General features: G+C 71.0%; 2 protein-coding genes and 1 CRISPR repeat array. Both genes read left to right on the top strand.

Translation table 11 applies throughout. The features are described from left to right. Positions 1-19: 19 nt before the first annotated feature. Positions 20-352: direct repeats of the CRISPR family, unit length 28 nt; unit sequence CTGCTCCCCGCGCACGCGGGGATGGACC. An 87-nt stretch (positions 353-439) separates the two neighbouring features. Then, entirely contained in the window at positions 440-865 is a 426-nt protein-coding gene (locus D471_RS0123935; protein ID WP_017600959.1) for a VOC family protein, read from the top strand. Positions 866-1,304: 439 nt separating this feature from the next. Beyond that, positions 1,305-2,054: bile acid:sodium symporter family protein (locus D471_RS0123940; protein WP_017600960.1), on the top strand; the 750-nt coding region annotated here is incomplete at its 3' end.

The raw sequence follows: 2,054 nt of genomic DNA on the forward strand, positions 1-2,054 counted from the left end.
CGGCCGGCGGGTTCTGGGCCTGCTCCCCGCGCACGCGGGGATGGACCTGGGTCGGGGTCGCGCATGGGCCGGGAATCGAACTGCTCCCCGCGCACGCGGGGATGGACCCGCCTTGCTGTGCGGCTTCTTGTGGCGCCGCTCCTGCTCCCCGCGCACGCGGGGATGGACCCGAGGTCGAAGGTTTCTGGGGAGCCGCCGTCGCCTGCTCCCCGCGCACGCGGGGATGGACCTGCGGGAGCCCTTCTTCATCCACCCGAGCTTGCCTGCTCCCCGCGCACGCGGGGATGGACCCGTCTTGAGGTCGACCAGCCACAACCCGGCGGGCTGCTCCCCGCGCACGCGGGGGTGGAGGGTGCGGGGCCCCGCGGGAGACGTCCGCCCTCGACACGGGCGAGTGTCCGACCGCTTACCTAAGCTCGGCGACATGGCTATTCACCGTATGGACAACGTCGGTATTGTCGTCGAAGACCTCGAGGTCGTGACCGCGTTCTTCGTTGAACTCGGCATGGAACTGGAGGGTGAGGGACGGGTCGAGGGGCGGTGGGTGGACCGTGTCGTCGGACTCGACGGTGTCCGAACCGACATCGCGATGCTGCGGACCCCGGACGGCCACAGCCGGATCGAACTGATGAGGTTCCGTACACCGACGGCGGTCGCTACCGAGCCGAAGAACGCACCGGCGAACGCGCTGGGCATTCGTCGTGTCATGTTCGCCGTCGACGACATCGACGACGTCGTGGCCCGCCTGCGCGCCCACGGTGCCGAACTCGTCGGCGAGGTCGCCCAGTACCAGGACAGCTACCGGCTCTGCTACGTCCGTGGCCCCGAGGGTGTCATCGTCGGACTGGCCGAGCAGCTCAACTGAGAAACCGCGGAATGTGTCCTTCGCGGTACGGCGGCATATCCGGCACGGGCGGTTTTCAGGTGTACTGCGACATCGAACCGGCTCTTCGCCTCGCCCGCCTTCGACCGAACTGAGTCCGACGCGGGGACGGTCACGATTGGACGGGGTCCGATGAGGCAGAAGCCCTCGCCGGACGATGAGAAGGGCGGTCGGGTGCGCCTGGCCCAGGGGCGTACAGGACGTGCGACGCCCTGGGGCCGATGCACTTCGCGGCCGATCGGGCGGTGGGTGCGGCCCCACCGCTCAGGTGGACTCGGCAACGGGCGGATACGGCTGGCCCGGGCGGTGGACCGGGCGGCGCCGGGACTACGCTGACCGGTGCGGTGTCGACCCCTCGCGGCGGCAACCGCCCGGGGACCGGTGCCCGCCGCCCCGGGGTATTCCACGGGAAAGTTCCTCCATGTCTGTCATCTCACGCGTCGCCGACGCCGTCGGCCGCTGGTTCGCCCCCCTGGTCCTGCTCGGAGGGGTCCTCGGACTCCTCGCGCCCGACCTGGCATCGACCCTGACCCCCCACATCCCCCTCCTGCTCGGCGTCATCATGTTCGGGATGGGCCTCACCCTGCGCCCGGTCGACTTCGCGGTCGTGGCCCGGCACCCCAAGGCGGTGGCTCTGGGCGTGCTCGCCCAGTACACGGTGATGCCGCTGCTCGGCTACGGGATCGCCCACCTGATCGGCCTGCCTCCGATGCTCGTGGTGGGCATGGTCCTGGTGGGCGCCGCTCCGGGCGGGACCGCCTCCAACGTGATCGTCTACCTGGCGCGCGGTGACGTGGCGCTGTCGGTGGCGATGACGTCGGTCTCCACCCTGCTGGCTCCGGTGCTCACCCCGCTGATCGTGCTGGGCCTGGCCGGTTCGACGCTGCCCGTCGACACGGGCGCCCTCTTCCTGTCCATCGTCAAGATGGTGCTGCTGCCCGTCCTGGCGGGACTCCTGCTGCGCCGGTTCGCGGACCGGGCGGTCACCGCGGCCCTTCCGGCGCTGCCGCTGGTGTCGGTCACCGGGATCGTGGTCGTGGTCGCCGGGGTGGTGGGCGCCAACGCCGACACGGTTCTGGGCACGGGCCCCCTGGTGGCACTGGCCGTTGTGTTGCACAACGCTCTGGGGCTGGGCCTGGGGTACCTGGTCGGCCGGATCGGCGGGGGGGCC

It is taken from the genome of Nocardiopsis lucentensis DSM 44048 (genome assembly GCF_000341125.1).
GTDB classification, from domain to species: Bacteria; Actinomycetota; Actinomycetes; order Streptosporangiales; family Streptosporangiaceae; genus Nocardiopsis; species Nocardiopsis lucentensis.

Coding starts and splice junctions, on each gene's coding strand:
- D471_RS0123935 (WP_017600959.1), top strand. CDS start 440: ATGGACAACGTCGGTATTGTCGTCGAAGACCTCGAGGTCGTGACCGCG.